Origin of the sequence: Streptomyces sp. NPDC002566 (assembly GCF_042889585.1) — a bacterium.
GTDB lineage: Bacteria > Actinomycetota > Actinomycetes > Streptomycetales > Streptomycetaceae > Streptomyces.
The window spans coordinates 410,100-435,274 of the sequence record NZ_JBIARD010000004.1; the positions used below are offsets into that span (position 1 = coordinate 410,100).

Annotated in this window: 25 protein-coding genes; 12 read left to right on the top strand and 13 right to left on the bottom strand. The window is 71.2% G+C overall.

The genetic code is table 11. The annotated features are described in order from the left end of the window. Window positions 1-14 precede the first annotated feature (14 nt). The 7 genes from ACFYXA_RS19015 to ACFYXA_RS19045 form a co-directional block, all read right to left on the bottom strand. The gene (locus ACFYXA_RS19015) at window positions 15-959 is read right to left on the bottom strand and encodes a type II secretion system F family protein (RefSeq protein ID WP_389034127.1); all 945 of its coding nucleotides are present in this window, start codon (window positions 957-959) and stop codon (window positions 15-17) included. Window positions 960-963: 4 nt separating this feature from the next. Continuing rightward, entirely contained in the window at window positions 964-2,301 is a 1,338-nt protein-coding gene (locus ACFYXA_RS19020; protein ID WP_351097807.1) for a CpaF family protein, read from the bottom strand. Between the two features lie 13 nt (window positions 2,302-2,314). Continuing rightward, entirely contained in the window at window positions 2,315-2,686 is a 372-nt protein-coding gene (locus ACFYXA_RS19025) for a TadE/TadG family type IV pilus assembly protein (protein WP_352246778.1), read from the bottom strand. Between the two features lies 1 nt (window position 2,687). Continuing rightward, complete coding sequence (locus ACFYXA_RS19030) at window positions 2,688-3,098, bottom strand: TadE/TadG family type IV pilus assembly protein (protein ID WP_389034132.1); 411 nt, start codon at window positions 3,096-3,098, stop codon at window positions 2,688-2,690. Between the two features lie 5 nt (window positions 3,099-3,103). Next, window positions 3,104-4,351: an AAA family ATPase gene (locus ACFYXA_RS19035; RefSeq protein ID WP_352246780.1), complete on the bottom strand. Its 1,248-nt coding sequence runs from the start codon at window positions 4,349-4,351 to the stop codon at window positions 3,104-3,106. 12 nt (window positions 4,352-4,363) lie between these two features. Beyond that, entirely contained in the window at window positions 4,364-5,071 is a 708-nt protein-coding gene (gene cpaB, locus ACFYXA_RS19040) for a Flp pilus assembly protein CpaB (protein ID WP_130441507.1), read from the bottom strand. A 61-nt stretch (window positions 5,072-5,132) separates the two neighbouring features. Continuing rightward, window positions 5,133-5,999: a hypothetical protein gene (locus ACFYXA_RS19045; RefSeq protein WP_389034137.1), complete on the bottom strand. Its 867-nt coding sequence runs from the start codon at window positions 5,997-5,999 to the stop codon at window positions 5,133-5,135. Between the two features lie 290 nt (window positions 6,000-6,289). On the opposite strand from ACFYXA_RS19045, the gene ACFYXA_RS19050 reads away from it, so the two are divergent. Then, window positions 6,290-6,799 carry a SigE family RNA polymerase sigma factor gene (locus ACFYXA_RS19050; protein WP_130441503.1) on the top strand — a complete coding sequence of 170 codons (510 nt, stop codon included), beginning with the start codon at window positions 6,290-6,292 and terminating at the stop codon, window positions 6,797-6,799. Between the two features lie 85 nt (window positions 6,800-6,884). Next, entirely contained in the window at window positions 6,885-8,144 is a 1,260-nt protein-coding gene (locus ACFYXA_RS19055; RefSeq protein ID WP_389034141.1) for a hypothetical protein, read from the top strand. An 82-nt stretch (window positions 8,145-8,226) separates the two neighbouring features. On the opposite strand, the gene ACFYXA_RS19060 is transcribed toward ACFYXA_RS19055, so the two are convergent. After that, window positions 8,227-8,922, bottom strand: a complete 696-nt coding sequence (locus tag ACFYXA_RS19060; protein ID WP_389034144.1) for an SDR family NAD(P)-dependent oxidoreductase — start codon at window positions 8,920-8,922, stop codon at window positions 8,227-8,229. Between the two features lie 102 nt (window positions 8,923-9,024). Here ACFYXA_RS19060 and ACFYXA_RS19065 point away from each other — a divergent pair, with 102 nt between their 5' ends. Beyond that, entirely contained in the window at window positions 9,025-9,903 is an 879-nt protein-coding gene (locus tag ACFYXA_RS19065; RefSeq protein ID WP_389034147.1) for a helix-turn-helix transcriptional regulator, read from the top strand. Window positions 9,904-9,935: 32 nt separating this feature from the next. On the opposite strand, the gene ACFYXA_RS19070 is transcribed toward ACFYXA_RS19065, so the two are convergent. Further along, window positions 9,936-11,264: an Nramp family divalent metal transporter gene (locus ACFYXA_RS19070; protein ID WP_389034150.1), complete on the bottom strand. Its 1,329-nt coding sequence runs from the start codon at window positions 11,262-11,264 to the stop codon at window positions 9,936-9,938. Between the two features lie 213 nt (window positions 11,265-11,477). Between ACFYXA_RS19070 and ACFYXA_RS19075 the strand changes: the two genes are divergently transcribed. Continuing rightward, complete coding sequence (locus ACFYXA_RS19075; protein WP_352246786.1) at window positions 11,478-12,875, top strand: M14 family metallopeptidase; 1,398 nt, start codon at window positions 11,478-11,480, stop codon at window positions 12,873-12,875. A gap of 45 nt (window positions 12,876-12,920) precedes the next feature. Here ACFYXA_RS19075 and ACFYXA_RS19080 read toward each other — a convergent pair whose 3' ends face one another. Next, window positions 12,921-13,550, bottom strand: coding sequence for a hypothetical protein (locus ACFYXA_RS19080; RefSeq protein WP_389034155.1), 630 nt, complete (start codon window positions 13,548-13,550; stop codon window positions 12,921-12,923). A gap of 215 nt (window positions 13,551-13,765) precedes the next feature. Here ACFYXA_RS19080 and ACFYXA_RS19085 point away from each other — a divergent pair, with 215 nt between their 5' ends. After that, window positions 13,766-15,031 carry an amino acid deaminase gene (locus ACFYXA_RS19085; RefSeq protein ID WP_389034158.1) on the top strand — a complete coding sequence of 422 codons (1,266 nt, stop codon included), beginning with the start codon at window positions 13,766-13,768 and terminating at the stop codon, window positions 15,029-15,031. 159 nt (window positions 15,032-15,190) lie between these two features. Here ACFYXA_RS19085 and ACFYXA_RS19090 read toward each other — a convergent pair whose 3' ends face one another. Then, window positions 15,191-16,099, bottom strand: a complete 909-nt coding sequence (locus ACFYXA_RS19090) for a serine protease (RefSeq protein ID WP_352246789.1) — start codon at window positions 16,097-16,099, stop codon at window positions 15,191-15,193. 216 nt (window positions 16,100-16,315) lie between these two features. Further along, entirely contained in the window at window positions 16,316-16,897 is a 582-nt protein-coding gene (locus tag ACFYXA_RS19095) for a hypothetical protein (RefSeq protein ID WP_389034162.1), read from the bottom strand. A 170-nt stretch (window positions 16,898-17,067) separates the two neighbouring features. Here ACFYXA_RS19095 and ACFYXA_RS19100 point away from each other — a divergent pair, with 170 nt between their 5' ends. The 6 genes from ACFYXA_RS19100 (at window position 17,068) to ACFYXA_RS19125 (ending at window position 23,656) form a co-directional block, all read left to right on the top strand. Beyond that, complete coding sequence (locus ACFYXA_RS19100) at window positions 17,068-18,279, top strand: pyridoxal phosphate-dependent aminotransferase (protein WP_130441481.1); 1,212 nt, start codon at window positions 17,068-17,070, stop codon at window positions 18,277-18,279. A 149-nt stretch (window positions 18,280-18,428) separates the two neighbouring features. Then, a complete protein-coding gene (locus ACFYXA_RS19105; RefSeq protein WP_389034166.1) occupies window positions 18,429-18,851 on the top strand; it encodes a hypothetical protein in 423 nt (140 codons plus the stop codon). 258 nt (window positions 18,852-19,109) lie between these two features. Next, complete coding sequence (locus ACFYXA_RS19110; RefSeq protein ID WP_389035070.1) at window positions 19,110-19,709, top strand: tetratricopeptide repeat protein; 600 nt, start codon at window positions 19,110-19,112, stop codon at window positions 19,707-19,709. Beyond that, a complete protein-coding gene (locus ACFYXA_RS19115) occupies window positions 19,706-20,980 on the top strand; it encodes a glycosyltransferase (RefSeq protein WP_352246793.1) in 1,275 nt (424 codons plus the stop codon). The genes ACFYXA_RS19110 and ACFYXA_RS19115 overlap by 4 nt, the downstream gene beginning before the upstream one ends. Window positions 20,981-21,316: 336 nt before the next feature. Continuing rightward, a complete protein-coding gene (locus ACFYXA_RS19120) occupies window positions 21,317-21,757 on the top strand; it encodes a hypothetical protein (protein ID WP_389034170.1) in 441 nt (146 codons plus the stop codon). Between the two features lie 600 nt (window positions 21,758-22,357). Next, window positions 22,358-23,656, top strand: coding sequence for a glycosyltransferase 87 family protein (locus ACFYXA_RS19125; RefSeq protein WP_389034173.1), 1,299 nt, complete (start codon window positions 22,358-22,360; stop codon window positions 23,654-23,656). Here the strand turns inward: ACFYXA_RS19125 and ACFYXA_RS19130 are convergent. Continuing rightward, the gene (locus ACFYXA_RS19130; protein ID WP_389034176.1) at window positions 23,581-24,567 is read right to left on the bottom strand and encodes a glycosyltransferase family 2 protein; all 987 of its coding nucleotides are present in this window, start codon (window positions 24,565-24,567) and stop codon (window positions 23,581-23,583) included. The two genes, ACFYXA_RS19125 and ACFYXA_RS19130, sit on opposite strands and share 76 nt — an antisense overlap. A gap of 101 nt (window positions 24,568-24,668) precedes the next feature. On the opposite strand from ACFYXA_RS19130, the gene ACFYXA_RS19135 reads away from it, so the two are divergent. Further along, window positions 24,669-25,094, top strand: a complete 426-nt coding sequence (locus ACFYXA_RS19135; RefSeq protein WP_389034179.1) for a GtrA family protein — start codon at window positions 24,669-24,671, stop codon at window positions 25,092-25,094. Window positions 25,095-25,175 lie beyond the last annotated feature (81 nt).

A 25,175-nucleotide genomic window follows, 5' to 3' on the forward strand; every position in this document is an offset into this window, starting at 1 on the left:
CGGGGGTTCCCTCCTCAGACGTCGATGCGGGACATGCGGCGGATGAGGACGTAGCCGACGGCGTAGAGGGCGAAGGCGACGATCACGCAGGCCTGGCCGACGGCGGAGCCGGTCATGCGGTCCAGGGTGCCGTCCTCGACGCTGTCCATGAGGAACAGCGCCCCGACGCCCAGCGCCGGCACCGCGTAGGACGTCATGTTCACCTGGGACAGCTGCGTGCGTACCTCGCGTCGGGTCTCCTTGCGTTCCTCCAGGGTCTCGGTCAGGTTGCGCAGGGCGGCGACGACCTGGCCGCCGGCGCGGTTGGAGAGGACCAACGTGGTGACGAGGACGACCAGTTCGCGGGAGGGGAGGCGGTCGGCGAGTTCGCCGAGCGCGTCGTCGAGGGAGTGGCCGACGGCCAACTGGTTCGCCACTTTGGCGAGTTCCTCCCCGGCGGGAGCTTCGAGTTCTTCCGCCGCCATGCCGATCGCGGTGCGCAGGGCGAGTCCGGCGTTGGTCGCGTTGGCCAGGATGCGGGCCAGTTCGGGGAGTTGGTTGATGAAGCGCTCGATGCGTTTCTGGCGTTGCCAGTTGAGGAACTGCCAGGCCGCCCAGAGGCCCAGGAGTCCGGCCAGCGGGCCGAAGAAGGGGGCCAGGGCGGCCTGGCCGATCAGCCACAGTCCGGCCACCGCCGCCAGCATGCAGACGGCGAACTCCCCTGGTGTGACGTCGAGTCCGGTCGCCACCAGTCTCCGTTCCAGCCTGCGGCCCGCCGCCGTACGGCGCAGCCGCCGGTCCAGGGCGCGGAAGCGGCGCCGGCGTCCGCTCGCCGCGACCTGTCCGGTGTACGACAGCCGTTCCACGAGCGCCGCGCGCTGCGCGCGGCCCCTGGCGTAGACGTGCAGGCCGGCGACGGCCAGGGCGCAGGTCAGCAGGGCGGCGCCGGTGGTGAGGCTGATGAGGGTGTCGAGGTCCATGCGGCTACCGGGCTTCCCTGGTCGTCAGTTCGTCGAGGGTGCGGGCCACGCCGAAGGCCTGCGGGACGGGCTGGCTCGCCATGTGGAGGCGGTCGGCGGTGCGGCGCGGCAGGGGGAAGTACTCGAAGACGCCGTGGACGCGGCCGTCGGCGGTCATCGGCCGGGCGTTGAAGCGGGCGATGGTGGCCAGCCGGTACGGCTCTCCGCCGTGGCTCTCCAGCAGGGCGATCTCGGTGATGCGGCGGGCGCCGTCGGCGAAGCGGGTGAGCTGGATGACGACGTCGACGGCGCTGTTGATCTGGTCGTGCAGGGCGACGAAGGGGATCTCGACGTCGCTCATGGAGGCCAGCGTCTGCAGCCGCATCAGCGCGTCCTCGGCGCTGTTGGCGTGGACGGTGGCGAGGGAGCCGTCGTGGCCGGTGGACATGGCCTGGAGCATGTCGAGCGACTCCCCGCCGCGGACCTCGCCGACCACGATCCTGTCGGGCCGCATCCGCAGGGAGTTGCGGACCAGGTCGCGGATGGTGATGCGGCCCTTGCCCTCGACGTTCGGCGGGCGGGACTCCAGCCGGATCACGTGGGACTGCTGGAGCTGGAGTTCCGCCGAGTCCTCGATGGTGATGATGCGTTCGCCGTCGGGGATGAGCCCGGACAGGGCGTTCAGCAGGGTGGTCTTGCCGGTGCCGGTGGCGCCGGACACGATCACGTTGAACCTGGCCTGCACCAGGCCGGCCAGCAGATGGACCATGGACTCGTCGAGGGAGCCGAAGCCGATCAGCTCGTTGAGGGTGAAGGAGCGCGGGAAGCGGCGGATGGTGAGGGTCGGGCCGGTCAGCGACAGCGGCGGGATGATGACGTTGACGCGTTCGCCGGACGGCAGCCGGGCGTCGACCATGGGGTTCGTCTCGTCCACGCGCCGGTTGACCGTGGAGACGATGCGTTCGATGGTCTGCATCAGCTGGTCGTCGGAGGCGAAGCGGAGGGGGAGCTGCTCCACCCGGCCGGCCCGCTCGACGAAGATCGCGTCGGGGCCGTTGACCATGATCTCGGTGATGGAGGCGTCCTCCAGGAGCGGTTCCAGGATGCCGAGGCCGAGGGCCTCGTCGACGACGCGGCGGATCAGCTGCGAGCGTTCGACGGTGGACAGCACCGGGCCCTCGCGGCTGATGATGTGCCCGAGGACGCGTTCCAGGCGTGCCCGGCGCTCGGCCGCCGCGAGCGAGCTCATCTCGGCGAGGTCGATCTCCTCCAGCAGTTTCGCCCGGTACGAGGAGACCAGGTGGCCGTCCTCGCCCCGGCCGCCGTTCTCCTCGGGGGAGGTGATGCGGGCCCTCAGGCTCATCTTCGGTTCCTCCTCATGGGCTTCGGTGGTCGACCGGCATGGTGGCCGTCTTGTGGGCCTGGCCGAAGTCGGCGATGCCGGGGATGACGGACGGGATGTCGACGGTGGACGTGACCTGGACCTCGTCGCCCAGGAACACGGGGCCGCCGCAGCGGGCGTTGAGCCGGCCGCTCACCGCCCGTGCGCAGTCCCCCTGCGCGTCGCCGGCCAGGGACGCGCTGCGGGCGCCCGCGCGGGCCGCGGTGCCGGCCTGCTGGGCGGCGTACGCGATCAGCCCCAACTGGACGGCGGCCAGCGCGACGAGGAGGAGCAGCGGGAGGAAACCCAGGTACTCCAGGGCCACCTGGCCCCGGTCCCGTGCCCGGCGTGCGGGTGCGTGCCGCATGTCAGTCCCCGTCCTCTTCCTCTACGGCGCCGGCGTGGCCGTGCACCGGGAACGGGAAGTCGACCAGGCCCGGGAAGAGGACGGGGACGTACAGGGTGACCTGGGCCGTCACATAGCCCTCGCCGCCGCATGTCACCTCCGCGTTCCCCATCCACGCCGGCGGCAGGTTCCTGCGTCCCGCCTGTTCGCACGCCGCGGACCGCTCCTCCCCCCGTGGCGCCGCCGTCCCCGCCCGCACCGCCTCGTCGGCGGCATGCCCCGCGAGCGAGAACGTGTATCCCACCAGTACGAACTGCCAGACCACCGCCAGGGTCACGATGATCAGCGGGGTCATGCCGAGGAACTCGATCGTGACCTGACCCCGGTCCCGTGCGAGCCGTCCCGCTCTCATCGCCTTCGCGGTCCCCCTCATCCCCCTCACTCCTTCCGCCGCCGCAGGCCGCCCGCGCCCCGCTCCCGGGCGCGCCCCCCGCGGCGCGCCGGCTCGCCCCCGGGCGCCCGGACCAGCCCCAGCTCCCCGGCGAGCGCCCACATCGCCTGCCGTACGGCGCCTTTGCCGTCGAGGTCGTGGACGCGGCCGGCGTCGACGGCCGCCTGGAGTTCCTTGAAGTTGGCCGGGACCGTGGTGGCCGCGACGGCGGTGCCGGTGATGCGCTGGATCAGCGCGGGCTGGATCTCCGCACCGCGGCCGTGGCGGTTGACGACGACGGTGGTCTCCTCCGCCTTGCGGATCTGGAGCCGGTCCCACATGCGGACGGCGCGCTTGGCGCCGCGGACCGCGACCACGTCGGGGGTGGTGACCAGCAGGGCCCGGTCGGCCATCTCCACGGCGGCGGCCCCGGCGCCGGCGAGCTGGGCGCCGCAGTCGACGACGACGACCTCGTAGCGGGAGCGCAGGGCGCCGACGATCTGGCGGGCGGCGCGGTCGGTGACCTCCTCGCCGCGTTCGCCCTCGCCGGGCGCGAGGAGCAGGGCGACGCCGCTGTCGTGGCGGAAGACGGCCTCGGCGAGGATGCGGGGCGAGATGTCGGCGATGGCGGCGAGGTCGACGACGGAGCGGCGGAACTGCACGTCCAGGTAGGAGGCGACGTCGCCGGTCTGGAGGTCCATGTCGACGAGGGCGGTGGGCCGGCCGGAGGCCTGGGCGGCGAGGGCGAGCTGGACGGCGAGCAGGGTCGCGCCGACGCCCCCCTTCGCGCCGCTGACGGTGACGACGGTGCCGCCGACGCCGGTGAACACGTCGCCGCCGTGGCCGAGATGGCGTCGGACGCCGACCGACCACTGGGCGACGGACTGGACGCGGCTGGCGAGTTCCTCGTAGCTCAGCGGCAGGGTGACCAGGCCGCGGGCGCCGGCGTCCATGGCGGCCTGGAAGAGGCCGGGGCTCACGTCGGTGGTGACGAGGACGACGCCGACGGCGGGGAAGCGCAGGGCGACCTCGCGCACGAGCTCCAACGCCGGTACGGGGCCGATCCGTTCGTGGACGACGACGACCTCGGGGAGTTCGTCGACGGACTCCGCGGCGAGGCGGGCGAGGGCGTCGACGAGCTGGGTGGAGTCGGTGACGGGGGTGAGGGGCTCGGCGTCCGGGAGCTGGCTGAGCAGGGTGGTGAGGGAGCGGACCGCGTCCGCGTCGCCGACGGCCGGGAGGATCCTCGTGGGCATGGCGGCGGCCTCTCACTTGTCCGTGGCGAGTTCGTACGTCCGGTCCTGGTCGGGGACCGTGGTGGGGGTGCCGGGCGCCACCAGGGCGAGCCGGACGCGCTTGGCGAACGACTCGGCGTACGTGATGCGCTGGGCGTCGCGGGTGGACAGCGCGAAGGTGATGGGGACCGCGTCGGTGGGCCGGCGGGTGCGGTCGTCGGCGTCGGGCTTGAGCGCGGTGAGCTCGCCGACGTCGAGGACGCGGGCGTTGGTGACGATGATCTTCGACTGGTCGGGGTCGCTCTGCTTGGCGCCCTCGAAGGTGGCGTAGACGTTGACGGAGGAGCCGGGGGTGATCTTGCCGGCGACGCCGGTGGCCGCGTCGATCATGATGGCGACCTCCTGCTCGCCGGCCTGGAGGGCGGGCTGGTCGACGATCATGTCGGTCTGGAGCAGGGAGCCCTTCTTCAGGGTCGTCACGGCGATCTTGCCGCGGATGGCGGCGAGGTCGGTGACGGCGTTGTCGGACAGCCAGCGCTCGGGCATCTCGATCTTCTCGAACTGGGCCGTGGTGAGCGGCGTGTAGGGCGCGATGTTCGCCCTGAGCCGGTACGCGGCGACCTCCGGGCCGACCTTGGAGCGCACGTCGTCGATGACGGAGAGGACACCGGCGAAGGCGCCGAGGGCGCACAGGACCGACAGGAGCAGGAGGATCACGCCGCGGCGCTGACGGGAGTTCATTTCCGTGCAACCTCGTTGGGGTCGGGTCGAGCGGGACGGACGCGCTGGGTTCCTGGGCTGTTCAGCCGCCCGCGGTGAGCGCGCGGGCGGGGCGGGCGGTGATCTCGGCGGGCGGCGGCGGGGTGGCGGAGCAGAAGACGCAGCGGTCGCCGATGACGTCGATGCCGCACCAGTGGCAGACGGTCTGGCGTACGGAGGCGACCAGTTGGTAGAGGACCGGCAGGTCGGGGAGGTAGGCGCAGAACTCGATCAGCCGGCCGGTGCCCCACCAGTGGGCGGACTCGGCGGGCAGTCCGCTCTCGCGCAGTCCCTGCGCCTGCCAGGCGGGGGCGAGGACGCCGGTGACCCAGTCGGACTGGAGCTGGCCGCGGGCGACCAGCATCCAGGTGCCGAACTCCGGTCCGGGCAGGACCGTTTCGGGGTCGGCCTTGACCAACCGGGGCTGGGGGTGGGCGAGGACGCCGAACTGGCTGCCCGGCATCCAGGAGCGGGCGTGCGACTTCAGGCCGACGGGGACGCGGTCGAGGCGGGCGACGGAGGCGAGGAGGGCGCCGGCGTGGATGTAGTGGGTGAGCAGCCGTCCCGCGGAGGCGAGGACGCCGGGGCCGAGGTCGCAGGAGGCCAGCTGGCGTAACTGGCGGGCCAGCACGGCGACGGACAGCGGGGGCAGTTCGGGCCGGAACAGGGCGACGCGGTCGCTCTCCAGGAGGGAGCGCACGGTGTGCAGCCGCTGTACGACGGCCGGCGGTGTGGCCCGCGAGTACAGGACGATCACATGGCCGTGCTGGTCGACGAGGGTCTGCACGGCGGCGACGGCCTCGTCGAGGGGGCGGCGGTCCAGGCCGTCGAGGACGGCCGCGGGCAGGGTCCGCTCGTCCTGCGGCGGCAGCGCCAGATCGGCGCCGGTCACGGCAATGGCAGTTGGCACGCGCAGCTCCCCGACTTCCCGCGGTCCGGTGCGCCGGTGTTACTCCGGTGCACCGGGGTGACTTCATTGCGTGACTACAGCAGCACTGTAACCACGTGGTTGTGGGCGGAGAACCGCTTTCGACGGCCTCTCGGAGACTGCCTCCGGCGCAAGTGGCGGCAAACCGGGGCAGGTTGCGCACACCGGCTCCGGGAGAAGAAGTTTCCGCCGGCCCTGAAACATTTCCGCGAGGCCGGCGCATCGGTGGGGTTGAGGACGGTACGGACGGACAGAGCGAAGAGGGAGAGCCGATGAGACAGGCCCGCGCGGACGAGTACGCGGAGTTCGCCGCGGCCCGGACAGGGCAGCTGTACCGGTCCGCTTGTCTGCTCACCGCGGGGGACACGCACCTCGCCGAGGATCTGGTTCAGGAGACCCTCGGCAGGCTGTACGTCCGCTGGGGGCGCGTCGCGCGCGCCGACAACCCCGCCGCGTACGCCCAGACCGTCCTCACCCGCGCCTTCCTCGCGCACCAGCGCCGGCGCAGCAGCGGCGAGCGCGCCGTGGACGTCGTCCCCGAACGCGCCGCGGGCGCGGGAGCCGACGTGACGCTGCGGCTGACGCTGCTGCAGGCCCTCGGCCGGCTGCCCGCCAAGGACCGGGCCGTCCTCGTCCTGCGGTACTGGGAGGACCGGTCCGTGGAGGAGACGGCCGGGGCCATGAACGCCAGTTCCGCCGCCGTGCGCACCCGGTGCGTGCGGGCTCTCGGCCGGCTGCGGGAGCTGCTGGGCGAGGACATCGGCGAGTACGCGCGGCCGTAGGGCGAGCTGCCCGCTCGCGTCGCGCCCGCACACGACCCCCACGACTTCTCTCATCACTTCGAGCCACGGAAACCGGTGGTGTGCCATGCCCGTTGACCAGTTCCCCGACCCCTTCGAGGAGCAGCTCTCCGTCGCCCTGCGCGACGCGGGCGGCTCCTTCGACACCGACCGGGCGGCGCTCGCCGCCGCGGGCCAGGCGCGCGGTCGCCGGCTGCGGCTGCGGCGGCGGGCCGCCGTCGCGGGGGGTGCGGCAGGGCTCGCCCTCGTGGGGGTGGGCGGGGCCCTGCTCGTACCGTCCGGCAGCACTCACGGTCCGGCCGATTCCTCCGTCGCCGCGAAGGGCACGGCCACGCCCGCGGCGGGCAGGTTCTCCGCCCGCGAAGTGGTCAGGACGCTCGAGAGGCTGCTGCCGGGGGGCACGTTCAGCGGCCAGGAGGGCCGGGGGACGGCCGACGAGGCCGGGCCGCTCGCCTACGTCGTGTACGACGACGGCAAGGGCCCGGCGGCCGTCTCCGTGGCCCTGAGCCGGATCCCGACGGGCCGCGGCTTCGACCCGGCCCGCGAGGTGCAGCCCTGCCCCGAGACGGGTGAGGGTGCGCCGTCCGGGCTGGACAGCTGCGAGACCGGCAAGCTTCCCGACGGGTCCGCGATCACCGTGTACCAGGGGTACGAGTACCCCGACCGGCGCGCGGACACCAAGGCGTGGGGCGCGGAGCTGATCACGCCGACCGGGCAGCGGGTGAACGTGTCCGAGTGGAACTCCCCCGCCGAGAAGGGCAAGCCGGTCAGCCGTCCCGAACCGCCGCTGGACACGGCGGGGTTGAAGCGGCTCGCCGCGGCGAAGGAGTGGCGCCGGATCATCGACGTCCTGCCCGAGCCGTCCCCGGCGACGGCCGCTTCGCCGAGCGCGGGCCAGAGCGTGGGCCTCCAGAGGATCCTCGGCATCCTCACCGCGCGGCTGCCGAAGGACGTGCAGGTCGTCTCGCGCGGCGGGCAGGAGCCGGAGTACGGCTTTGTCGTCGTCGATGACGGCAAGGGCCGCGGCTACGTCGAGATCAACGTGCAGCCGAACATGCTGGACGCCGCCGACGCGCTGTACCAGGGGGCCGAGACCCTCCCCGACGGCACCCGGGTGAAGACCCGTCAGCAGCCGGACGAGAAGGGGCGCGAGGGGGTCGTCATGTGGACCGTCGACACCATGCGCAAGGACGGCAAGCGGGTCGTGGTCAGCGCCTACAACGCGGCCGGCCTGAAGACGGGGGCGACCCGGCCGGAACCGGTGCTCAGCATGCGCGAGTTGAGGGACATCGCCCTCGCGCCGCACTGGGAGTCGCTCGGCAGCTGATCAGCCCCGTCCGCCGGCCGGCTTCTGACCACGGTCGGCCGGCGGTCGCCTGCCCGCAGGGCCAGGTCGAGGAGGTGGCGGATCACCAGGGCATCGCACCGTGACGGTCACGGAAGGTTCCGGTCGGTCCGTCCGCCCCGAGGGTGGCGAGTTCGACGATCGCGTCGGTCCCCTCGGTCACCGTCTGCGGGCCGCTGTGCCCGTTGAAGTCGGTCGCGGTGTAGCCCGGGTCGGCCGCGTTCACCTTCACGTCCGGCCAGGACTTCGCGTACTGCGTGGTCAGCATGGTCACAGCGGCCTTCGACGCCGTGTAGAGCGGCGCGACGGCTCGGCCCTCGGCGCGCCCCGGGTCATGGGTGGTCGCGAACGACCCCATGCCACTGGACACGTTGACGATGACCGGGTTCGCGGACTTGCGCAGCAGAGGCAGGAACGCGTGCGTCACCCGGACGATCCCTACGACGTTGACCTCGAACACCTCACGGGCGTCAGCGGCCGTGATCTCGTCGGCGGGGCGGTGTGTGCCCAGGACGCCGGCGTTGTTGATCAGGACGTCGACGAAGCCCTCGCGAGCCTCGACGTCGGCGGCGGCCGCAGCCACCGACGCCTCGTCCGTCACATCGATCTGGACGAACCGGGCGCCGAGCGCGTCGGCGGCCGCCCGGCCACGCTCCGGATCACGAGCGCCGACGAGGACGGTGTGACCGGCCTCGATCAGGCGGCGGGCAGTCTCGTACCCGAGGGACTTGTTGGCTCCTGTGATGAATGTCGTCGTCATGCGTTCACTCTCGGCCCGCGACGAGAGGACAACCAGTGCCCTGGGCGACGGTAGGACCGCCGGTACCAGGCACATCGGCTGTCCGGCGGAGACAATGGCCGAGTGGACGAAACCCTCGGCACGGCTTTGCGCCGCTGGCGCGACCGGCTCTCTCCCCTCGACGTCGGGCGGACTTCGCGGCCCGGACGCCGTGCGGTGGGGTTGCGACGCGAGGAACTGGCCGAGCTCGCAGGGCTGTCGGTCGACTATGTGGTGCGGCTGGAGCAGGGGCGCGCCACGAGCCCTTCGGCGCAGGTCGTCGCGAGCCTGGCCAGGGCCCTGCAGCTGCAACCCGTGGAGCGCGATCACGCCTACCGGTTGGCCGGCCTCCTCCCTCCCCCGGAAGGGACGATCTCCACGCATGTGCCGGCGGGGGTCCAGCGGATGCTGGCCCGCCTGGGGGAGTTCCCCGTGGGCGTGTTCAGTGCCGACTGGACCTTGCTGTCCTGGACTCCCGCATGGGCAGCGCTGCTGGGCGACCCCAGCGTACGGACACACGCCGAGCGCAACCTGGTGCGGGCGGTCTTCGCCACAGGCCCCTCAGGGCTCGCGGCCTGGCCCGTGCTCCAGGACGGCGACGCCCTCGGCCCCGCCCTCGTGGCCGATCTGCGCACGGCGCTCGTCGACTACCCCCGCGACCGTGGGCTGATGGACCTGGTCGAGGAACTGAACTCCACCAGTGCGGAGTTCACCCGGCTGTGGGACGAGGGTGCGGTCGGTCCGCACGTCTCGGCCCGCAAGACCGTCGTCCACCCCCAGGTCGGCGAGGTGACATGCGACTGCGACGTGCTCACCGTCCCGGGCTGCGACGTCCGCCTCGTCGTCTACACGGTGGCCGCGGGTTCCGCCGACGCGGAGAAGCTGGAGTTCCTGCGGGTCACGAACGGCGTCCGCGCCGACGGCTCCTCGCCTCCGGGGCCCGGCCTGTACTCCAGGCCGTAGCGTGATCGGCGCCCGCTCGAGGAGGGCGAGGCTCAGAAGAACTCGGCCCACGGCTGGTCCCAGACCTGCTTCACGCACAGCACCAGGAACAGCAGACCCGCCGCCGCGAGCATCACGTTGCTCAGCGGCCCGTTGCGCCATTCGCGGGGCGTACGGGCCGAGTTGAGCAGCCAGATCAGCGTCACGGCGAGGAACGGCAGGAAGGCCGCGCCCAGCACCCCGTACAGGATGATCAGCCGGAACGGCTGGCCCTGGAAGAGGAGCACGATCGGCGGGAACGTCAGCCACAGCAGGTACAGCCGGAACGGCCACGAGCTCTCCCGCTCGCCGGAGGCGACCTCCGCGCCCGTCGCGCTGTCGCCCCGGCGGTAGCGGGCCACGAAGTCGGCGAACATCAGGCTCACGCCGTGCCAGACGCCGATGAGGGAGGTGAAGGAGGTGGCGAAGAAGCCGATGAGGAAGAACGTGGCGGTGGCCGAGCCGTACTCCTCCTCCAGGATGTCGCCGAGCTGGATCAGCCCCTTGTCGCCGCTCGCGATGGCCACGTTCGCCGAGTGCAGCAGCTCGGCCCCGACGAAGAGCATCGCGATGACGAAGACCCCGGTGGTGGCGTACGCGACCCGGTTGTCCAGGCGCATCACCTTCATCCACCCGGTGTCGGTCCAGCCCTTGGCGTTGACCCAGTAGCCGTACGCGGCGAGCGTGATGGTGCCGCCCACGCCGCCGATCAGGCCGAGGGTGTTGAGGACGGAGTCCTTCTCGTCGGGCAGGACCGGCAGCAGGCCGGCGAGGGCGTCCGGGAGGTTGGGGGTGACACGGACGGCCAGGTAGACCGTCACCGCGAACATGACGCCGACCAGGACCGTCATGACCTTCTCGAAGACGGCGTACTTGTTGAACCAGACGAAGACCAGGCCGACCAGTCCGCAGGCGACGGCCCACCATCGCAGGTCCATCACGCCGGGGAACAGCGCCTGCAGCGGCAGCGCGCTGGACGACATCGCCGCCGCCCCGTACACGAAGCCCCAGACGACGACGTAGACGACGAAGAACCACGTCGTCCAGCGGCCGAGGCTCGCCCAGCCGTCGAAGAGGGTGCGCCCGGTGGAGAGATGCCAGCGGCCGGCCGCCTCCGCGAGGGAGATCTTCACAAGACAGCCGGCGACGGCCGCCCACAGCAGGGTGTAGCCGAAGTTGCTGCCCGCGATGAGGGTGGCGACCAGGTCGCCGGCGCCGACGCCGGTCGCGGCGACGACGATGCCGGGGCCGATGTGGCGCCAACTGGACTTGCGGGGGGAGGTGGTGAGGTCGGTGCCGGATGATGCCTCGGAGTGCGTGGGGTTTCCCGTGGTGTCCACCATGAAGGTCAAGGAACAGCAAAGCCGGCCCGGTCGCAAGAGGGCGCGCTATTGACCTGACCATGACATGCATCGACGATGAGCGACACCCCCGCACGCCTTTCACGGCAAACGCACAGCAAGCGCACAGCAGCAGCACGTCGCACGCAGGACCACCCCCGCTCCACTCCCCACACGTCCGGCGACCCCGGACTCCTGGAGAACCGAGGAGACTTCATGCGACTTCGCACACGCGGCTCAGGCGCACGACACGCAGCCGGCCGGCCCGGCGCACCGGACGGCCGGAGTCCCCGCGGCGGACGGACCGCCGCCCTCGCCGCCCTGCTGGCCCTCGCCCTCGCCGCGCCCCTCTCGGCGACCGCCACCGACGCCGCCGCGCGCAGCGCCCCCAGGACCGCGCCCGCCGCCGACGACGTCCGCCAGTACGAGATCCACGTCCCCCACAGCACCCCGCAGACCCGCACCGCGATCGCCGCCTCCGGCGTGAGCGTGGACGAGGCCGACGAGGAGACCGTCGTCGTCTCCGGCCGCGCCGACCAAATCCGCAAGCTGCGCGCCCAGGGCTACGAGGTCGCGCTCCTGGGCTCCGCGCCGGACCGCGCCGCCGAGGGCGGGGCGCGGCTGTACGACTTCCCCTCCGCCGACTCCCGCTACCACAACTACGCCGAGATGAACGCGGAGATCGACCAGCGGATCGCGGCCCACCCGGGCATCATCAGCAAGCGGGTGATCGGGAAGTCGTACCAGGGCCGGGACATCGTCGCCGTCAAGATCAGCGACAACGTCGGCGCCGACGAGGCCGAGCCGGAGGTGCTGTTCACCCACCACCAGCACGCCCGTGAGCACCTCACCGTCGAGATGGCGCTCTACCTGATCCGCGAGCTGGGCGCCGGCTACGGCACCGACGCGCGCATCACGAACATGGTGAACAGCCGGGAGATCTGGATCGTCCCGGACGTCAACCCGGACGGCGGCGAGTACGACGTCGCCACCGGCTCCTACCGCTCCTGGCGCAAGAACCGCCAGCCCAACTCCGGTTCCTCGAACGTCGGTACGGACCTCAACCGCAACTGGGCCTTCCGCTGGGGCTGCTGCGGCGGCTCCTCCGGCTCGACATCCTCCGAGACCTACCGGGGCCCGGCAGCCGAGTCGGCACCCGAGGTGAAGGTGGTCTCCGACTTCGTGCGCGGCCGGGTCGTCGGCGGCGTGCAGCAGATCAAGGCCGGCATCGACTTCCACACCTACAGCGAACTGGTGCTGTGGCCCTTCGGCTTCACCTACTCCGACACCACCACCGGGATGACGGCGGACGACCGCAACGCCTTCGCCACGGTGGGCCGTTCGATGGCCGCCAGCAACGGCTACACACCCGAGCAGTCGAGCGACCTGTACATCACGGACGGCTCGATCGACGACTACCTCTGGGGCGCCCACAAGATCTTCGCGTACACCTTCGAGATGTACCCGGGCTCGGCGGGCGGCGGCGGCTTCTACCCGCCCGACGAGGTCATCGAGCGGGAGACAGCGCGGAACAGGGACGCGGTGCTGCAACTGCTGGAGAACGCGGACTGCATGTACCGGTCCATCGGCAAGGCGGCGCAGTACTGCGCTTAGCGCCGCGGCGGACGCGGGTGCGCGGCTTCCCGCGCACCCGTGGGCTCACTTGTCGGCAGCCGCCGGCTCTGACGCTTCCGCCGGTTCCACCGGCTCGTCGGAGGCTGCCGGCTCCGCGGGGGGCTCGTCCTCGAAGTAGGCGTCCAGCACCTCGTCGAGACGGTCGTCCCACTCCTTGAAGCGGTCCCTGGCCGTCGCCTCGATCTCGATCGGGTACCAGCGGCGGTCAGGGGTGTGGACGGTGACGGTGTACCGCTTGCCGAAGCGGGGCGTCTCCGTCTCCACTGCGCCGATCTCGTCCCAGCGGAACTCGCACTCCTCCTCGTCGAGGCGGAGCCGGACGCCCCTGGCGTCGGCGACGATCCGTGCCCGCCGGTCGGAGGCCTCGAAGACGGGGCCGTCGGGCGCGCCCTGCTCCTCCTCGGCGGACTCGTCTCCGGTCCCGTCGGCGCTCGCGTCGGCGTCGGCCTTCTCGGCCTCGGGCGCCTCGGTCGCCTCAGGCGCCCCGGACTTCGCCGCGTCGGACTTCGCCGCCTCGGCGGTCCCCGCCTTCGCGTCCCCCGGCTTCCGGTCCTCCGGCTCGCCGGTCGCGGGCGACGTGAGCCCGGGGATGAATGCCGGGTCGAATCCGGCGCCCTCCAGGGGCTGGCTGCTCGAACCTATGCGCTGCTCCACACCGGGCAGTATGGTCGACGATCCTGTGCCGGACACAGCCCGCCCCGAACTTCGTTATCAGACGCCTACTTCCGACGGTCGGGGCTCCAAGCGGTCAGACGGGGGCGACCTGTCGGCCCGGGGAGGGCCTCGCGCGGCCCGGACGTCGGACAGGAGCGGACGGCATGACCGACTAACGTGAGGCCGTCGCGACAAGGCAGACCAGGAGGCCCTCGATGAGCAGTGAAGCGCTCGCCCGTCTCGCCGGGGAACGAGTCGACCACCGCTTCAAGGGCCTTCCTCCGGACGCCGACGGACTCACCTTCGGTGAACTCGCCGCCCAGCGCCGCAACCTCTTCACCGACGGCTTCACCACCCCCGTCCTGGTGCTGTCCGCCGAGCGCCTGGAGCACAACCTGCGCCTGATGGAGACCTACGCGACCCGTCACGGCCTCACCTTCGCCCCGCACGGCAAGACGACGATGGCGCCCCGGCTCTTCCAGCGGCAGCTCGACCACGGCGCCTGGGGCATCACCCTCGCCGTCCCCCACCAGGTGCGCGTGGCAAGGGAGTTCGGCTTCCAGCGGGTGTTCCTCGCCAACGAGGTCGTGGACGCGGCGGCGCTGCGCTGGCTCTCCGCCCAGCTCGACGCGGACGACGCCTTCCGTCTCGTCTGCTACGTCGACTCCGTGCGCGGCGTCGAGCTGATGGACGCGGCGCTGCGCGGTGCGCGGCGCCCCCTGGACGTCGTGGTCGAACTGGCCGCCGGGGAGGGCGCCCGCACCGGTGTGCGGACGGAGGCGGAGTGCGCGGCGGTCGCGGACGCGGTCGCGGCCACGACGACCCTGCGGCTGGTCGGTGTCGCCGGCTACGAGGCCTCGGTGCCGGACGCGTCCCCGGAGCGCGTGCGGGCCTGGCTGCGGCGACTGGTCGCCCTCGCCGTGGGTTTCGACGAGGCGGGACGCTTCCCGGGCCTGGACGAGATCGTGATCAGCGCGGGCGGCAGCGAGTGGTTCGACGTGGTCGCCGAGGTCTTCGCGGAGATCCCCGAACTCTCCGCTCCGGCACTGAAATTGCTGCGTTCGGGCGCGTACGTCTCGCACGACGACGGTCACTACCGCGAGCTCACCCCGTTCAACCGGGTCCCCGATGAGGGCGCACTGGAACCGGCGTTCCTGCTGTGGACGCAGGTGGTCTCCCGGCCCTCTCCGGAGCAGGCGTTCGTGAACGGCGGCAAGCGGGACGCGGCCCACGACATGGACCTCCCCGTCGCCCGGCTGATCCGCCGGGACGGCGTGGAACGCCCCGCGACCGGCGTCCGTGTCACCGCGCTGTCCGACCAGCACGCCTGGCTGCGCACCCGGCCCGAGGCGGACGTCGAGGTCGGCGACTGGGTGGGCCTCGGCCTGTCCCACCCGTGCACGACCTTCGACAAGTGGCCGGTGATCCCGCTGGCCGAGGCGGACGGCACGGTCGTCGACTACGTCCGCACCTTCTTCTGAGGAGCGGTGATCGACGGCCGTTTCGTCGTCGAGGACGGCCGTCGCACGGACGTCCTCGCGGGCCGGGCGATCCGTCGCAGCCCCGTGTGACGGATCGCCCCCCGGCGTGGCCTACGGCTGTGGCTTCGCCTGCGGCTACGGCTACGGCTACGGCTACGGCTACGGCTTGGGCACGGTGCAGCCGGCCGCGCTCAGGTTGAGCTGGTTGCCGCTGGTGAAGCAGGCGGCGAACAGGTACGTCTCCTGGGCGTAGTTGGTGCCCTTGCGGACGGTGACGTTGCCGTTCGCGTCGACCTCACAGGGGTTGTTCTCGGTGCAGCGCCCGCCGTCCTCGTTGCCGGTGTTGTTCACCGCGACGACCTTGCCGGTGGCCTGGTCGATCACCGGGGAGCCGGAGGTGCCGCCGATGGTCTGGCAGGCGGAGGTGTAGCGGACCGAGTCCTTCCAGGTCCAGTCGCCCTCCTTCATCCGGTACACGAACCCGTCGATGTTGCAGCTGTAGAGCCGCTTCCAGTAGCCGGAGGCGACGGTGATGGCGGTGCCGGCCGTCGGGTGGGTGTCCTGGACGGTGAGCGCGCTGATGCCGTACGTGTTGCGGATCGTCGCGTAGGTGCTGGTCAGCTGGTAGATCGCGGCGTCGGTGTCGGTCATCGTGCCGTAGGCGATCTTGCTGGCGCGCAGGGTGGCGACACGCGTGCCGGCGGAGTTGAGCAGGCCGAAGGAACGGGTGGACGTCCGGTTGACGAGCACCTCGCCGGGCTCCGGGAAGCCGGTCTCCAGGCAGTGGCCGTTGGTGAGGACCAGCGCGGGGGCGGTGTCCAGGGAGTTGGGGAAGCGCACGACGGAACCGGAGCAGTTGCTGAGCGCGACGGTCCCGGCGAAGTTGACGGCCTTCAGGGTCGGCGAGGCGGCGGCCGGCTTCGCCGCGGTGCTCGCCGGGGTCTGCGCCGCGCTCACGGCGGCCGCGGCGGGGGCGGTGGCCGTGGAGGCGGGCGCCGCGGTCGCGGGCGCCGCGCCGGCCCCGGCGATCGCCAGGGCGAAGAACGCGGCGACGAGAGGCTTTCTCATGTGGGGGGTCCCCTCTGCATGACAGGGCGACCGGAGATCTTCCGGCCGCCCACTGGTTTGTCATGCGCATTGTCAGTGCGAGGGAGGGGGAGAACAAGCAGTGGCTTTCAGCCACGGGAGGCCCCCGGCCGGTCGGCCCGTGCCCTGTCCGGCCCGGGGCGTGTCCGGAAAGCCCCGTCCGGTCCCCGGCGGACGACGCCGCTTTCGACCCACGCCCTAGCGGTGGCCCTTGGCCGTCCCCTGACCGCGCCCTTTCCCCTTCGTCCGCTCGGACGGCGTCACCGACGCGGACGCCGAGGCGGTGGGCGCCGGACTCGTGGCGGTCGCGGCCGAGGACGCGACCGCGGAGGCCTCCGAGACGGCGGCCGAGGCAGAGGGAGTGTCCGGGGAAACAGGAGCCGGCACACCGGGATCGCCGGGAGCGCTCTCCGCCGTAAAGGGGGAAGCGGGCTTCACCGGACCGGCGGAGCCGTCCGTCGCCGAGCGGGTGCCCTCCGGGCCCGTCCGCCGCCCGCCCTCAGGGCTTGAGGACAAGCCCAGCGCCGCGACCACGGCCCCCGCGGACACCAGCCCCGCGGCGCCCGCCGCGAGCGCCACTCGCCGTGAGCGGCGCCCTCCGGCCCGGCGGGCCTCGCGCCGCCGGCCGGCCCGCCCGGCCGACGGGCCGACGACACCGGCCGACGGGCCGACGCGGGGCAGCTCGGCCGTCTCGTCGTACGCGTTCTGCCAGCCGTGGGCGGCGGCCGGATCCGCGTACGCGTCGTACGCCGGCGCGTCCGCCCCGCTCGGGAGGTACACGTTCGGCGCAACCCGGGGGGTTCGTTTTTCACCAGGCCTGGACATGGCCGCGAATTCTAGAGACCAGTGGGGCCCTTGGGACAGCGAGCGGCGATACCCGCCCAAAGCACTCGTCCCACGTGGCGGAAAACACCCCCCGCGAGCCGTTACCGAGCCGTAAGCTCCCAGACATGCAGGTGATCCAGTCGACGAAACTCGCCAACGTCTGTTACGAGATCCGGGGGCCGGTTCTCGAAGAGGCGATGCGCCTGGAAGCGGCCGGGCACCGCATCCTGAAGCTGAACACCGGCAACCCCGCCGCCTTCGGCTTCGACTGCCCGCCGGAGATCCTGGAGGACATCCTCCGCAACGTCTCCTCGGCGCACGGCTACGGCGACGCCAAGGGCCTGCTGGCCGCCCGCCGCGCGGTCGTCATGCACAACCAGACCCTCGGCATAGAGACGGACGTCGAGCACGTCTTCATCGGCAACGGCGTCTCCGAGCTGATCGTGATGGCGATGCAGGGCCTGCTGGACGACGGCGACGAGGTGCTCGTCCCCGCGCCGGACTACCCGCTGTGGACCGCCGCCGTCTCCCTCTCCGGCGGCACGGCCGTGCACTACCGCTGCGACGAGCAGTCCGACTGGATGCCGGACCTCGCCGACATCGAGCGCAAGGTCACCGACCGCACCAAGGCGATCGTCATCATCAACCCGAACAACCCCACGGGCGCGGTGTACGACGAGGCGATGATCCGCGGGCTCACGGACATCGCCCGCCGCCACAACCTCCTCGTCTGCTCGGACGAGATCTACGACAAGATCCTCTACGACGGCGCCACGCACACCCCGACCGCCGCGATCGCCCCCGACCTGCTCACCCTCACCTTCAACGGCATGTCGAAGGCGTACCGGGTGGCCGGCTACCGGGTGGGCTGGATGTCGATCTCCGGCCCGCGCGCCCACGCCGACTCCTACATCGAGGGCCTGACGATCCTGGCGAACATGCGTCTGTGCGCGAACATGCCGGGACAGCACGGCGTGGTGGCCGCCCTCAGCGGCCGCCAGACCATCGACGACCTGGTGCTGCCCGGCGGGCGGCTGCGGGAGCAGATGGACACCGCCTACGAGCTGCTGACGCAGATCCCGGGCGTGACGTGCGTACGCCCGAAGGGCGCGCTGTACCTCTTCCCGCGCCTGGACCCGACGGTGTTCAAGATCAAGGACGACCGGCGGATGGTGCTGGACCTGCTGCGCCGCGAGAAGATCATGGTGGTCCAGGGCACGGGCTTCAACTGGCCCGAGCCGGACCACTTCCGGGTGGTGACCCTGCCGACGGTGACGGACCTGCGGGACGCGGTCGGCCGGATCGGCCGCTTCCTGGACGGCTACAGCCAGCACTGACACCGGACACGGCCGGCACTGACACCGGACACGGCCGGCACCGATCCGGAACACGGCCGGCGGCGAACCGAACCAATTTCACCCTCGACTCAACTTTAGACGCAATCCAAGCTAGGATGGCTTCCTGGAAACACTCAGGAGGCCCTCCCATGTACGAACCGATCCGCACCAAGTCGGTCCACAGCACGGCGGACGGGCCCAACCCCAGCTTTCCGCACCGGTCCCGCGAGGAGGAGCTGGACATCCAGCTCTCGGGGCATCTCGCGGCCCTGCTCGCCGTCACCGACGAACTGCGCGCGCTGACGCCGTCCGCCGACCTGGACACCGCGGCGGACCGGCTCGCCCAGCAGGTGGCCCGGCTGCGCGGCGGCCGGGCTCCGGCCCGCTCCACGACGTCCGGGGCGGCCGCGCCCCGGGCGGCGGCCCTGCACCGGCGGGCGCACACCCTCGCGGGGCGCGCCCTCGTCGTCGCCGCCTCACGGGCCGACACGGCGGCCGCGATCCTCACGGCGGAGCGCATGGACGCCCACTCCGCCGCGCTGGCGGACGGGCGACTGGCCACCGCCGGCTGACCGACCCCGCCCAGGGGTCCCCTCATCGGCCCCGGTCCGCGTGCACCCGCAGCGACGCGCGGACCGGGCGCCATCAGCGCACCCGGCCTTCTGCGTGCATTCGGGTGGACCGCGCGCCCCAAGCTCCTGCCAAACGACGGCGCCAACTGAACAGCCTCGTAACGTCGGTGGAAATGTGACGGTGGTTCGGACGTCCGTACACCATCGGCCCCTCACTCTTCCACGAGATGTGACACAGTGAAACGTAGGCGATTGTTGGTGGTGCTCTCCGGTGCGGCCGCAGTTTCCACCGGAGTGATGTCGTGGGCACTGAATTCCGCAATGACTCCGGAATCCGAGGCGGCCCGGTCGGCAGTCAACCGGCCGGTCCAGGATGCCGATTCCATTTTGCAGGCCGGAATTCTGCAACAGGAGAACCACGATCCCGAAGGGGCCGCCCGCGCCTACCGGCGCGTGCTGAGACTGGACCCGCAGAACAAGTTCGCCTGGTACAACCTGGGAGTCATCGCCCACGAGGACGGCCGGACGGCCGATGCCCTCGCGGCCTACGAGAAATCCCTGAAGATCGACCCGGCGTTCCTGTCAGCTCTCTTCAACGAGGGGATTCTGCTGAAGTCGAGCGACCCCGACCGTGCCATGGGGCTTCTGGAACGTGCCCTTGGCGTCAATCCCCAGGCGGCCACGGTGCATCTGCACCTCGGGGAGATCTGGGCGATGAAAAACCGCGACCAGGTAGCCGCGGACGAGTTCCGCAGTGCGGTCGCCGCAGATCCGTCGCTCCGTTCCGAAGTGCCGGAATCCTTCCGGGATTTCCTGAACCCCTCACCCCGATCGAGCCCAGCAGGGAGCACGAGATGACGACGACCGCCACTCCCAGGTTCTCCGTCTTCACCCCCAGCCACCGGCCCCGGTTCCTCGACGAGTGCCTGGCGACCCTGCAGGCGCAGACCTGCCCGGACTGGGAATGGATCGTCCTGCTCAACAACGGGGCCCGCTGGCGGCCGGAGCACCCCGACGACCGGGTCCGGATCGAGATCGCCGACGATGCCCTCGGCGTCGGAGCGGCCAAGCGCAGGGCCTGTGAACTGGCCCGGGGCGAGATCCTCGTGGAACTCGACCACGACGACCTGCTGGCGAAGGCGTGCCTGGCGGAACTCGGCGAGGCCTTCGACGCCCATCCCGACGCCGTCTTCGTCTACAGCAACACCGCGCAGATCACCGAGGACGGCAAGCGGGACGACAGCCGCTTCAACGAAGCGCACGGCTGGCACTACGAGGACGTACGCGTCGACGGCCGCAAGCTGCTGCAGGTCCGGTCCATGGCGCCGACCCCGCACAACGTCGCCTACATCTGGTACGCGCCCAACCACGTCCGCGCGTTCCGCAAGGAGGCCTACGACAAGGCCGGCGGCTACGACGCCACACGCACGGTGCTGGACGACCAGGACCTGATGTGCCGTCTGTTCCACGTGGGCGACTTCCACCACATCCCCCGCTGTCTGTACCTCCAGCGGATGCACCCCGCGAACACCCAGCGCGACCCGGAGATCAACGCGTTCATCCAGCGGGAGACGGTCGCTCTGTACGACAAGTACATCGAGGCCAACGCCCTCGCCTGGACGTACCGCAAGGGGCTCCTCGCGCTGGACCTCGGCGCGGCCCGCCGCAAGCCCCCCGGGTACACGGGAGTCGACAGACTTCCGGGCGAGGGGGTCGACATCGTCGCCGCTCTGCCCGACAGGCTGGACCTGCCCGACGACTCCGTCGGTCTGGTGCGGGCGGTGAACTTCCTCGAACACGTGCCCGCGAAGGTGCCGCTGATCAACGAGCTGTACCGGCTGCTGGCCCCCGGCGGCATGCTCCTCACCACGACGCCCAGCTCCGACGGCCGCGGCGCGCACCAGGACCCCAGTCATGTCGCGTACTACAACGAGAACTCGTTCTGGTACTACACGGACGACCAGTACCGCACCTACGTGCCCGATCTTGAGGCCCGGTTCCAGAGTTCGCGGCTGGCCACCTGCTTCCCGTCCGAGTGGCACTCCGAGAAGAACATCCCGTACGTGATCGCCAATCTCATCGCGGTGAAGGACGGCACGGAGCGCTGCGGCGGCCCACTGCTTGTCTAGGTTCAAGACCCGCTGCCGGAGACCTGTTTCGGGACAGAATGCGGGGGTGCCCCGAAGCCGAAGCCTCGGGGCACCCTCACACAAGGGTCGACGGTGTCACGTCGCGCAGAGCACGAAAGCCGTGATCGTCTGGTTGGCGGTGGTGGTGACTGTCCACCCGGTGGGCGGCGGGCCACCGCTCGGGAAGCTGTCCCGAACGTTTCCCGCAGTGGAGGTGTATCCGCCGCCGACCACCGTCTCGCCGGCGAGGCACGACGCAGTCGCCGTCATGGTGTCGGCGACGGCGTTGACGCGGATAGTGACGCCGTCAAGCCCGCCCTGGGCGCCCTGCGCACCTTGGGCTCCCTGAGCACCCTGAGCGCCCTGAGCACCCTGAGCACCCTGGGCTCCCTGAGCTCCCTGCGCGCCCTGAGCACCCTGCGCACCCTGGGCACCCTGGGCGCCCTGAGCACCGGCGCCCTGAGCACCCTGGGCGCCCTGCGCACCTTGAGCTCCCTGCGCGCCCTGGGCTCCCTGGGCTCCTTGAGCACCCTGAGCACCCTGAGCACCCTGAGCGCCCTGAGCACCCTGCGCGCCCTGAGCACCCTGAGCACCCTGGGGCCCCTGCTTGCCCGGCTTGCCCTGAGGACCGCGAGGGCCCTGGGGGCCACGGTCGTGGTCGTTCTTGCCGTTGCCACGGTGGTGGCCGGTGCCGTAGTCCCTGTCGCCGCCCGCACGCACCGCCGCCTGCCCCGCGGAGCCGGCCCTGCGGAGCGCGTCGGCGATGGCCGTCTCTGACACGTCGTACGTGCCCAGCTGCTCCACGACGACGCGGGGGGTGGGTTTGTGCATCTCTTCGGCGACAGCCATCGCGCTCGGGACGACGCTGAGCGCCACGGCTACCGCGCCCACCGACACCGTGGTGACGGATCTCAGGCGCGACTTTCGGATCGTTCTGCGGTTCAAGAGAACCTTCCTCACCATCAAGAGGGCTCCGACAGCAAGCACGCACTCAGTGCGCTCCATTTCGCTTGCGTGTCTCATCCCTACGGACACAGACGAGGCAGGTATTCCCCCTCCATGAAAGAATGATTATGTGACCACCCGCTCCGTGGACAAGGATCACCCGAGCGGCGAGCGCACCTTTGGCACCCATTCGAAACACCGCCAAAAGGGTGACATTGACCGAATGGCCGACCTCCTCAGGAGCCACTCAAAAGCCTTCTGCGATTCGCGGTGCAGCCCTCGACGCATGACCCGGACAGACGCCGCCCGGCCCGTTCGGCGACTCGATTCATCAGCACTCGTGGCACCCGCCATGACATTCGGGCATTTCCGGCATACTGTTCGGCGCGCCTCCCGGTGGCGTGATGGAGCGCGACCTGAACGGAGCCCGCAATGCCCGATACCGCCGCCGAGGCCCCCCGCCGGCGCACGGTCGATCCGACGGTGCTGGCGCTCACCGCCTACACCGCGGTGATGACGGCCCTTGCGGCCCGCGCTTTCCTGATGCCCGGTGAATCGCTGGACTACCTGACCTTTCTCGACCCCTGGTACCGGCATATCGCGAGCCACGGCGGGTTCCACGCCCTCGCGGACCCCGGCTTCTCGGACTACAACGTCCCCTACCTCTATCTGCTGACCGCTCTCACCTATCTGCCGCTGCCGGAGCTGGCGGGCATCAAGTGGATCTCGATCCTGTTCGACCTGGCGCTGGCGTACTACACCTTCCGGATCGTGTCCCGGCTCCGGCCCGCCCAGCCCTGGGCCGCCTTCGGCGCGGCCACGGTGGTGCTCTTCCTTCCCACCGTCGTCACCAACAGCGGGTGGTGGGGACAGTGCGACGCCCTCTACGCGGCCTTCCTGGTGGGCGGGATCCACTATGTGCTGCGCCACCGGCCATGGTGGGCGTGCACGTTCTTCGGGGTCGCGCTGGCGTTCAAGTTCCAGGCCGCCTTCCTCTTCCCCTTCCTGCTCGTCCTGGTGCTGGTCGGACGGATGCCGTGGCGGAGTCTGCTCGCGGTTCCCGCGGCGTACCTCCTTCTCGACGTTCCGGCCCTCGTCCTCGGCGCCGACCCGTGGCGACTGCTGACGGTCTACGCCCGGCAGACGGGCACGTACCGTCTGCTGTCCGTCAACGCGCCGTCCGTCTACGAGTTCGTGTCGGCGCCCGGTGACACGAACCTCGTGCGCGGCGTGGGGGTGCTGGTCGCGGGGACGCTCGTCTCACTGCTGACCGCGTTGACCGTGTGGTCCCTGCGGCGCGGCCGACGTGGCCTGCCGGTCTCCGGCCCCGCCGTGCCGGGACTCACCGACACCCGGGTCGTCCTGCTGGCCGCCTGCTCCTCGATCGTGGTGCCGTTCCTGCTGCCCTCGATGCACGAGCGGTACTTCTACGTCGCGGACGTGCTCACCGTGCTGGCCGCGTTCGCGCTACCCCGGCAGCTTTGGTACGTGCCGGTACTGGTGCAGCTCGCCTCGTTCGGCAGCTACCTGAAGTGCAACTCCGCCGAGCTGGCTCCCTATCTGTCCATGCCCGCGCACAGTGCGCTGATGCTGCTGGCGCTGTCGGCCATGGTGCGGACGACCGCCCACGAGCTCCGCGGTCCGCGGACGGCGTCCTACGGACATGCCCCCGCCGCCGAGGGAACCCTGCCGCCGGGGTCGCCGGCGCCGTCGGCGTCGTCAGCGACGTAGTAGGTCGGGCGTTGCTGCACGGCGGTGTAGATGCGGCCGATGTACTCGCCGACCACTCCCAGGCAGATCAGCTGGACGGCGCCGATGAAGAGCACCGCGATGATCAGAGAGGCCCAGCCGGGGGTGGTGTCGCCCGCCGCGTACACGGACAGCGTGTACACGAGCATGGCGAGGCAGACGCAGAAGGCGAGGGCGCCGAGCCAGACGGCCAGCCGAAGCGGGGCGACGGAGAAACTGATGATGCTGTCGACCGCCAGCAGGATCATCTTGCGCAGGGGGTACTTCGTCTGACCGGCGACGCGTGGATCGCGGCGGTAGGTCACCTCTCCGCTGGGGAAGCCGAACCAGGGCATGAGGAGCCGGTACACCTGCGGTTGGTCGGGCAGGGCTTTGAGGGCGTCGAGGGCGTTGCGGGACAGCAGGCGGAAGTCGCCGGCCTGGGCGCAGACATGGGCGCCGACCATACGGCGCATCAGCCAGTAGTACGCGGCGGCGGTACGCCGCTTGAAGGGGGTGTCGCTGGAGCGGTTGGCCCGTACGCCGTAGACGACGTCCAGCCGCCGGGAGCGGGCCAGGGCGAGCATCTCGGTGATCTTCTCGGGCGGGTCCTGGAGGTCGGCGTCGAGACTCGTGGCGTAGTGGCCGCGGGAGTGGTGCAAACCGGCGGTCAACGCGGCCTGGTGTCCGCTGTTGCGCCGCAGCCGCACCACCCGCAGCTGCGGCCAACCGGTCCGCAGGCGCGCGAGTTGTTCGGCCGTCCCGTCCGTGGAGCCGTCATCCACCGCGACGACCTCGTACGCCTCCCCGGTCCCGTCCAGCACCGGCCGCAGCCGCTTCGCCAGCGCCGGCAGTGCCTCTTCCTCGTTGAACATCGGAATCACGACCGACAGCTCAACCGACGACTCGATCATTCGGCGATCCCTGTGCATCCTCTGGAGCGGGCGGAGGCGGGGGAACGCGCCCGATTCGCTCACATTAAGTCATATTTGTTCACTTATCGTACAGTGTGGGCATGGCTCAACGCGTCCAGACACACGCACCTCGCACCGCTGGGATCGCACGACAGCTCCCGGTCTTCGCGGTCATCGGAGTGCTGTCCACCGCGGCCCATCTCGGCCTTTTCGCGGTGCTCCGGTCGGCGCTCGAAGCCCAGTTCGCCAACCTGGTCGCACTGCTGGTCACCGCGGTGGCGAACACCGCCGCCAACCGCCGGTTCACCTTCGGGGTGCGCGGCGCGGAGGGAGCCACCCGGCATCAGCTCCAGGGGCTGGCGGCCTTTCTCGCCGGGCTCGCGCTCAGCAGCGGCGCCCTCGCCCTGGTGCACCGGAACCTGCCGGACGCGCCGTACGTGGAGATCGGCGCACTGATCGTGGCCAACGGCGCCGCGACGGTCCTTCGCTTCACGCTGCTGCGGCGGTGGGTGTTCGCGGAGGCATGAACGGGCGAAGGCCCGGCGCCGGCAAGGGCGCCGACACACGGACGAGGTCCCGCACGCCGTTGTGCGGGACCTCGTTCCTGT